At 47.2% G+C, this 8,822-nt stretch carries 10 protein-coding genes; 6 read left to right on the forward strand and 4 right to left on the reverse strand.

Annotation, left to right across the window (positions count from 1 at the left end):
• Window positions 1-212 precede the first annotated feature (212 nt).
• From sleB to TY09_RS16990, 5 genes are all read left to right on the forward strand, one after another.
• A complete protein-coding gene (sleB, locus tag TY09_RS16970; protein ID WP_052335761.1) occupies window positions 213-968 on the forward strand; it encodes a spore cortex-lytic enzyme in 756 nt (251 codons plus the stop codon).
• Between the two features lie 343 nt (window positions 969-1,311).
• Window positions 1,312-1,602 carry a hypothetical protein gene (locus TY09_RS16975; protein ID WP_042436820.1) on the forward strand — a complete coding sequence of 97 codons (291 nt, stop codon included), beginning with the start codon at window positions 1,312-1,314 and terminating at the stop codon, window positions 1,600-1,602.
• A 187-nt stretch (window positions 1,603-1,789) separates the two neighbouring features.
• On the forward strand, window positions 1,790-1,975 hold the full coding sequence (locus TY09_RS16980; RefSeq protein ID WP_042436823.1) for a hypothetical protein: 186 nt from the start codon (window positions 1,790-1,792) through the stop codon (window positions 1,973-1,975).
• Window positions 1,976-2,162: 187 nt separating this feature from the next.
• The gene (locus tag TY09_RS16985; RefSeq protein WP_042436826.1) at window positions 2,163-2,678 is read left to right on the forward strand and encodes a hypothetical protein; all 516 of its coding nucleotides are present in this window, start codon (window positions 2,163-2,165) and stop codon (window positions 2,676-2,678) included.
• A gap of 38 nt (window positions 2,679-2,716) precedes the next feature.
• On the forward strand, window positions 2,717-3,268 hold the full coding sequence (locus tag TY09_RS16990) for a hypothetical protein (protein ID WP_042436829.1): 552 nt from the start codon (window positions 2,717-2,719) through the stop codon (window positions 3,266-3,268).
• Between the two features lie 105 nt (window positions 3,269-3,373).
• Here the strand turns inward: TY09_RS16990 and TY09_RS16995 are convergent, their stop codons facing one another.
• On the reverse strand, window positions 3,374-3,904 hold the full coding sequence (locus tag TY09_RS16995; protein ID WP_009064871.1) for a hypothetical protein: 531 nt from the start codon (window positions 3,902-3,904) through the stop codon (window positions 3,374-3,376).
• 1,022 nt (window positions 3,905-4,926) lie between these two features.
• On the opposite strand from TY09_RS16995, the gene TY09_RS17000 reads away from it, so the two are divergent.
• Window positions 4,927-5,511, forward strand: coding sequence for an MSCRAMM family protein (locus TY09_RS17000; RefSeq protein ID WP_009064914.1), 585 nt, complete (start codon window positions 4,927-4,929; stop codon window positions 5,509-5,511).
• A 40-nt stretch (window positions 5,512-5,551) separates the two neighbouring features.
• Here the strand turns inward: TY09_RS17000 and TY09_RS17005 are convergent, their stop codons facing one another.
• From TY09_RS17005 to TY09_RS17015, 3 genes are all read right to left on the reverse strand, one after another.
• Window positions 5,552-5,977: an EamA family transporter gene (locus TY09_RS17005; protein WP_042436832.1), complete on the reverse strand. Its 426-nt coding sequence runs from the start codon at window positions 5,975-5,977 to the stop codon at window positions 5,552-5,554.
• Window positions 5,978-6,085: 108 nt separating this feature from the next.
• Entirely contained in the window at window positions 6,086-7,363 is a 1,278-nt protein-coding gene (locus TY09_RS17010; RefSeq protein ID WP_207739200.1) for an MFS transporter, read from the reverse strand.
• 795 nt (window positions 7,364-8,158) lie between these two features.
• Window positions 8,159-8,674: a hypothetical protein gene (locus TY09_RS17015; protein ID WP_009064935.1), complete on the reverse strand. Its 516-nt coding sequence runs from the start codon at window positions 8,672-8,674 to the stop codon at window positions 8,159-8,161.
• Between the last annotated feature and the right edge of the window lie 148 nt (window positions 8,675-8,822).

The raw sequence follows: 8,822 nt of genomic DNA on the forward strand, positions 1-8,822 counted from the left end.
ACTATTGTCAATGCTTTTTTTGAAGTTTTTTCATCTTTTTTTAAAATTATCTGTTTTTCGACCTGTTTTTCCAGGTTTTAAGCCATTTTTCGACTTTTTCAAGTGAAAAAGAATTTTGCCTTCACCTGATGAAAGGCTTTTTTGATTCCGAATAAATCCGCTTTGTATGGGAATTCTTTTCTTAAGGACTGAAAGAATGGGTTGTGATAATAATGAAACATGCTCAAAAGAGAGAGTATAAAGAATTCGGAAAATACATCTGGCGCATTATGATGATTCTGCTTGTGAACCTGCTGATGATCTCCATTGTCAGCGGCGTAGGCGAACAGGCCGTCATACGCCTGCGCGGTGGCACGTCCGTAGAGACGCTTTCGAGAGTCGGCTCGCGCGGCGACGAGGTCAAGCAGATTCAGACCAAGCTGAAAAACTGGGGCTATTACAAAGGAAATGTGGATGGCATCTTCGGCGAACAGACGAAGCAGGCTGTCATCAGCTTCCAGAAAAAGAACAATCTGACGGCAGACGGTGTCGCAGGGCCGCAGACCCTCAAAGCGATGGGGATCTCTTCTTCCTCATCTTCCTCCGGGGGCTCCAGCGGCGGACAGGGACAATATAGCAGCGGCGACGTCGACCTTCTCGCGCGCGTCATCTCCGCGGAATCGCGTGGTGAGCCGTATGCGGGCCAGGTTGCCGTGGGCGCAGTTATCCTAAACCGCATTTCGCACCCTTCGTTCCCCAATACGCTTGCAGGCGTGATCTACCAGCCGGGAGCGTTCTCGTGCCTGAACGACGGCGGCATCAACGCACCAGTCGCGGATTCCGCCTATAAGGCGGCGCGCGACGCAATCAACGGCTCCGATCCGTCCGGTGGAGCGATCTACTATTATAATCCCGAAAAATCAACAAGCAAGTGGATTTTCTCCCGCAAGGTCATCACAACGATTGGCAAGCATCGCTTTGCGATCTGAATATTGATTCCTCCGGAAAGGCCGGGGCTGTGTATTACAGCTCCGGTTTTTTGTTGTTATCTTTTTTACATCTACAAAAACACAATCATTCAAAATATAATTGACTTTCATTTCTATATTATTTATAATAAATATATATTCATAAGTGTTTTGATTTGCAACTTTTTAAAAATTTAAAGAGCAGCCCTTTTAAACAATGCAGTTTTCATTTTGTATAATGGAAAGCATAAGAAAGATTGTAGCGATGCTATTTGTTATGATTATTTCTATGGGGATGTACTAAGCGTATTTCCGTTCTTCAAATTCAAAATCGACAGACATACGGAAGGGTGATTCATTTACTTTGAAAAAATCCACTTTTGGAATGATTCTGTTTCTTGTTGGAATAATCGGATTTCTTGTGCTCAGTCTGTTTCTGGCTCAAAATCCATTTGATATCACTCAAATGGGAGAAACAACCCGGCAATACACCGGAACTTTGGGCGCTCTGTTAGGAACCCATTTGATGCTGCCTTATATCATTTTCTGCGGGATCGGTCTGATAGGCTTATGGATTTGCATTTATGAAATCTATTTCCGAGGATGTGCTAAAAAATATACCCTGGAAAAACATAAAGAGGAAAAGGCAGAATAAACAGTACTACACAAGCCGGTATCTATCGGAATCTTCTTTCAGAAATAAGCCACAAGTTGCTCCGACACATGGAAAAGTCCCCGCTCCTATTCTAAATTCAACATTGATAAAAAAGGATAAGAACTTGACAACATATCTATATGAAAGAAATGCGATTCCGCATTTTTTCTGTTAGGAGGATCTTTCATTGAAAAAAAGTACATTTGGAATGATGCTGTTCGTCGTCGGAGCGATCGCTTATTTGTTTATCAGTTTAGTCAGTGTGGTAAACGCATTATTGGTGGAGCAATATTTTATCTCTCTTTTCGTGTTCTCTGTTTTAGGAATTGCCGGCTTCGTTATCTGCTTGCGCGAAGCTTATTTTAAAAAATAGATTTAGAAGGGTCTTGCTCGTAACAGGGCAAAGGCCCTTTTTACTGCTTAAAGTACTTATTGAAATTCACTGCTAACCAAAATGGAGCGACTCGTTTCTTGCAATCAAGAAATAGAAACAAATATAATAGCAGCAGCCTATCCACACTTTTTATAGATTGGCCGATACTTTCTACGAGGAAATGATAATGAGGACAAAGAGAAAGCTTTCTTTTATCATGGTGCTGACAGCCGTTACACTTATTTCCATTCTGTGCTATGCAGCTTTTATGAAACCCGACCGCGGGATTCAGCGATTTCAAGAGGAATTCGGACTGACGCTCCCAACGGAAACAAAGGTTATATTTGCGGAAAGGGATTACGGGGCAATGGGTGACGGCTTTTGTTTCTATATCTATCAGCTTCCGCCGCAAGAAATGAGCTTACTGTTACAAGACAAATCACTCAGCCGCTGGCGTCCTCTTCCCCTTGACTCTTCCCTAACCGTCCTGATCAACGAGAGAGTTGACGCGTTTACCTCTTCTAGCATGGTAAAGAAAATTGATTTTAACATACAGAACGGATATTATATCTTTAGAAACACCGGTAATCCGCAGGCCTCGCTTTCCTCTGACGATTCTATGGATACGCCGTACCCTAACGCAGTCTTTGGAATCATCGATTTGCAAAACAACACAATATACTATGGAACGTGGGATATGTAGCTCCAAAATCAAGGAGTGAAAAAGAAGGAGTGATTTTATTGAGGAAAAGAATGCTCATTTTATTCAGTTGTCTCACTCTTGTAATGCTGTTCAGTTCCTGCCAGTCAAAAGAAGAGGAACCCCCAGACCGCAGTCTTGCTCAACACGAATTGGAGGGGGTATTTATAGACAGTCTGCAAAGCAAATCCGGAAATTACACGGTTCCATATTTATACTATCCCGAAGATTCCAACGAACAGACGAAAGAATTGATTCAAGCTATCGCGAATTCCAACGTAAAGCTTGTAAGATGGGGAATTACCGATCCGAAAAAAGGACCCATCGAAGTCACGAAAAGAATGTATTACTACCCGTTAAAGGTTACTTATCAGCTCCCGGGCAAGGAAGAAGAGTCGACCATTCAGATCGGGATCTATGAAATTGCGCATGACAAGGATGACTCGAACTTCTCGAAATCTACTTTGGATACCAGTCTGGGGCGCGTGATTCTGAATTGGGAAGAAATCCCCGACGACCTAAAGGAAGGGACGAGCCAACCTGAAGAAGATAACGGCCAGACCGTACTGGATTTGCTGAACGCACAATCCTGAATGGTCCCATTGAAAAAGGCCAGTCTCCCGCTTTACGGCTATGCACATAGAAAAAGCCTTTGCTCCGGTATGAAGCAAAGGCTTTTTTACTGCTGTATTGAAAGATTATTTCTGAAAATTCAGAAAAATAGTTTTGACTTCTTCCGCACGCTTCTCGTGAACATCTCCGGTCTGCGTGTCGGTATAGACCATCAGGTAGTCGCCGTTCAGAGTGGCGGGAACCTGCTTCTCCATAATGGTGAAAGTGCCCTTCTCCTTCACGTCGGCCAGAACTTTCTGGGCTGCTTCGTTCTGATCGGAAGGATCGTATCGATACAATTCCAGCGTAATATTCTCTTTGCCTTCGTAGCTGCCGCGGTATCTGACACCTTCCTTGGCACCAATCAAGCCGGCTTCCATAGCGATCGGGTCACCTTCCGCCACTCCCTTAGCCGTCATATACTGCTGCAGGCCCTTCAGGGAGTTCTCATACTGTACCTCAGCCTGGCTCTGCGATGCCTGAGAAGACGACGCAGCTGCCTGCGATGCAGCTGCCTTGCTGGCCATATATTCCGCACTGCCAACATCGCCCGCGCCGCATCCCGCAAAAGAAACCGCCATAAGCCCGGCGGCTATCATTGCCATCCATTTTTTCATAGGGGATTAACCTCTCTTTTTGTCTATTAATATTATTATATCAGGTTTTCCCTGCGCAATACCGTTTTGTACTCAACGCGATCAGGAGCACCCGCTCTGTTTTGTTTCAGAGGTTATTATCACATGATAACCGGAACAAACTTCTTTCATCTATAAAAAGCGGCTTTCCCGCTCCATACCATCATGTTTCAATACTCTCTTGGGCGTCGAAAGCTCTGCTTTCGCTTACGCCGTGTGGTTATTATAACAGATAACCAGGGCAAATTACACTTGATCCATAAAAAGTTGTTTCTTGATTCCTGCCATCATGTTTCAATGCTCTCTCAGGCATCGAAAGCTCTGCTTTCGCTTATGCCGTGAGGTTATTATAACGTATCCATCGAAAAAAAGCAACCGGGCGGCCTCCCCTTTCTCTTACCAACTCGACAAAGCCGCAGCCATATATGTTCCTTTCATCCACTGAATTTGAAATCAAAAAATTCTGTAAAACAACTTGTCTGTTTGAAAGAATATGCAAATTTTCGCTATGGTATTCCGTTGAGAAAAATAAGAGATTTGCTCTGATTTTGGGTCCTGCAGAGTGATAAAACATCACACACAGCCAAAAGAACACATATACTAAAACGGAGGTAGTGCTCCCGAAATGAAGGAAAAGGACCGTGCCTTATGAACCATTGTCGAAATATCGGTTTCCTCAATTTGTTTTGTTATACAGAACAGCTGCCGCTTTGCAGAGCCTGTATCTTTCTTACGGACTCTGCCGGAAACTGTGTCAGCAGCGGAATAACAAACAGTTGGGGGATGGTTTGCCTCCCTTTTTACTATAACGGATTTTACCGGATTTGGGCAGCGGACAGCAGTCCCTTTCAGCCTGCAGCGCAGGGTTTTGGGGCTTGCCTGTATAGGAACTGTCCCAAATGCCTGGCTTTCCCATTCCGCACAACAGGGGAAGGTTCTCTGCTGATTACTCTGCGGGACGAAAACTACCCCGAATACACCTTATCAAAAGGAGTCTTTACTTTATGGCGGATATACTGATTGGCAGCGCCCTAACAAACGAAAACGGACTAGCCGCATTCACAGGTCTGCCGCCCGGAACCTATAAATACGTGCAGACCGGCGCTACGACGGGCTATACCCAGGATTCCACAGAATATACGATCACTATTTCCAGTGCAACTCCCTTAGAGGAGGACCGCACCAATTCACCGACAGAGACAGGCACCATCACGGTGACAAAGCACGTTGCAGGGTTCCCCGACTATGTGCTGCCGGGTGCGACCTTTAAGCTTACAGACAGCAACGGCAAACCCCTGGTTTCTGTTTCTTCTCCCACGGACAGCACCGGAACCCTTACGTTCCCGAACGTGATGTCCATTACCGGCACCCCGCAGACGTATCAGCTGACAGAGGTAGCCGCTCCCGACGGGTATGAGGCAAATACCACAGAATATGACGTTGAGGTTGATGTTGGTCAGACTGCGGGACAGAGCGTTCCCAATACACCGTCTGTTCAGGGTACACTGGATATTACCCTTACCGACACAAACTATGCGGAATATGGCCTGGAAGGCTCGAACTACAACCTGTATCTGGTTACTCCCTAACTACAGCAAAAAGGGCCGGCATTTTGCCGGCCCTTCCCTTTTATTTGGTTATGAGGAAGATACCCAGCACACAGATGCCCATACCGACCAGCTGGCGGGCGGAGAAGCTCTCTTTAAAAAAGACAAAGCCGATCACGAGCAGCACACACGCAAGCCCCACATTTGCAACCAACGAGCCCATGCCGACCTTCCACCCTGCGCGGTATACAAACAGATACCCCAGCTCCAGTGCGACAATCGAAAGCCCCAATGTAAAGCTTGTCCAGTTGACCTTATGAACCTCCTGCAGCAGATTTTTATTTCCTCCCACCAGGAAAAACAAAATCAAAGAGCAGACCGCAGCCGTCAGATAGGTAACGGTAAGGGAAGCCAGCGGCTCCACGGTAAGCGGGGTTGACTTTGCACACACGTGATACAGCGCATTCGCTCCAACCACCATTAAAATCGGCCAAATATAATTCCACATACATCCTCCTGAAAAAATCGCAAACAAGGAGCCTCCTCGTTTGCGATCTGGTATCAGCCAACAGACCCGTCGGCGCGTACATCGGCAATTCCCGGCAAGCCCGAGAAATTATACTTCCTGGGGTACTTTCTCCCTGGAAGGAGAGAACCATTTCAAAATTTCTTCCCGCTGCACCGCGAAAATAGCCAGAAGCAGCATGAGTGTCATGCCGCCGCAAAACACATATCCAAAGCCTCCTCCGGCGCTTTCCATCACCGAGCCGGCAAGAAAGTTCCCGATCGGAGTGGAACCGAGGTTCAGAAAAGAATACACACTCATCACGCGGCCGCGGAACTCGTTTGAGGAATTCGTCTGGAAAAGAGAATTGGAGGTATTGACGAAGAGAAGATTAAAAAATCCCACCAGCCCGATCAACAGGGCGCACACGGCAAACTGCCGGGTAACGAGGGTCAGCACCTGCAGCAGCGCAGAAGCGATCCCGCTGATCGGAAGAAGAACTCGTTTCACTCCGTTTTTGCTCAGATATGCCATCATCACCGCAGCCACAAAGGCACCGAGCCCCGCCATGGAGAGCAAAAGAGAGTAGCCGTCCGATCCCTGCCGCAGTACAGAGCCCGCAAAAACCGGGATGATGACGTCGTTGTTCATGGCAAAGGTGCACACGGCCGCGGTGGCAAACACGTTGATCACCAGCACCCGGCTCTGCCGGATATACTTCAGCCCCTCCACGACCTGCTGAATCAGGTTTTCTCCCTTCCCCCTCGCGGAAATCCCCTTGGCGCTGATCAAAAAAATTCCGATCATCACCGGAATATAGCTGACCGCGTTGAGGAAAAAGCAGAATGTCATCCCGAACTTCACCATCACGATGCCGGAAAAAGCCGGCCCGACGATCTTGGCGAGATTGACAATGGTGGAATTGAGCGATATGGCATTTGTCAGATCTTTCGGTCCCACAAGATCAATGAAAAAGGACTGACGTGTGGGCATATCGATCGTCTGCGTCAGGCCAAACAGAAAACTGAGCACCACGATATGCCAGTATTGAATCTGCTCGGTATACGTCAGAACCGTCATCAGAACCGCCTGCAGCATGAACAGAGCCTGTGTGCCAATCAAAAGCTTTTTCTTTGGGAGCCGGTCGACAATGACGCCCGCAAAAAGAGAGAACAGCAAAAGCGGAGTGAATTGGGCAACTCCGATCAGGCCGACCATCAGCGGAGATTTCGTAACGGTATAAACCAGCCACATCTGTGCCGTTCGCTGCATCCAGGTTCCGACAAGGGAAATACACTGCCCAAAATAAAACAGCTTGAAATCCCGATATTGGAGCGCCCGGAATGTTGTTTTAAAAAATACGGAAGCTTTGTTATTCGATATTGTCAAGACCCCCCGTTCGGAACAGCCGGATCTTTCCGATCCCGCCGATGCTGCATTTCACGTTTCGCTTTCTCTTGCCGCATCAACGGGAAAACACAAGGCGTGACTGCAATTTCACTAAAAGTTTCTTCCTAAGCCAATCGTACAAAATACCTGTAAAACGAAAGAACAAAGCAAAGTGGACCTCAAAGGATAAAAAACCGCCTCGGCCATATGGTCCAAATGGAATTCGTTCCATCTCTGTCCGCAGCACGCGGCAAACAACCAAACAGAGGCAAAATTACCGTTACATTTGCCGCCCGATTCTATGTTCAATCTTTTTTCTGAAAGCTAAATCGCAAACAAGGAAGATCCTTGTTTGCGATAGGGATTCAAACGCTTTTCATTTGTATTTGCTTCTATTAGGTCCATCTGTCCCCCGACAAAAGGCCGAGCAAAAGAAAGCCCCTTACCCGAAGCTCATTTCTTATTCCCGCCCGTGTCTGGTAAGCGCCCATGCTACCAAAGCGATAATTACGATTACGACTGCAATAGCAGCAATGGCTAAAATACCGAGCATACTCATACCTGAGGGTTCCTGAGACACGATAATAGAAGTTGGGCCGTCTGCACTTCCGATTACTCCCATTTTCTGTCGTATCCTTTCTTTTATTCTTATTCAGATAATACCATTTCCAGCCATCTTTGTAAAGGGTTCTCCTCAGAACACGGTGTGCTGATCGGGCACTTTTCTCTCTGCCAAACGCTTATGTATTTTTATCCGGAAATGAAAGACTGTTCCCAAACTGCTTGCTCCGATGCTTACCAAAGAAGGAATTTCAGGATTGCAAAATCGATGGCGGCAAAGATCAGGGCAAACAGCGTCATATAAATGCACCCTTTCCCAAAACCGACCAGATGGAACCGATAATCCTTATACCCCTTGCAGCCCTCCGTTCCGGGTAAGATAAAGCTCTTTGGGGTAATTGTGCAGAACAGCAGCCAATCCATCACCAGAAGGTCCACCACATTCCAGGCCATGCAGATGATCCACAGGTGCAAAAGCACTGTACCGAACGATACCGGGGCGGCGGCGTAGTGAACCAGCCCCGCTGCGAGCAGCGTACCGATCAAAATGATATAGCAGCATACGGTAAACAGGATTCCGTTCCGGCGCTGTGCGGGCGAAGGCTCCGGCAGACGGGCTGCCGCGCGGGCATCCGGCGGATAATCGTGCACCAAGAGCCAGGGATACCGGTAGAACAGGCACATCAGCATAATGATCCACAAGGCGGACCAGACCAGGCCCTCCAAAACAGCAGACAGTACAGGCGACATCGTTTCATTCCTCCTTTAACAGATGGGCAAATTCAAGCGGGCTTTGCATTAAAAAACCGCAGTGGCCGTAGCCCAGTTTTACCACCAGGGAAATATCCGGCCGTTTCTCCAGATTCTCTTTCTGGTACTGGTAATTGGGGTCCTCCCC

It is taken from the genome of Faecalispora jeddahensis, from assembly GCF_000577335.1.
Classification (GTDB): Bacteria; Bacillota; Clostridia; order Oscillospirales; family Acutalibacteraceae; genus Faecalispora; species Faecalispora jeddahensis.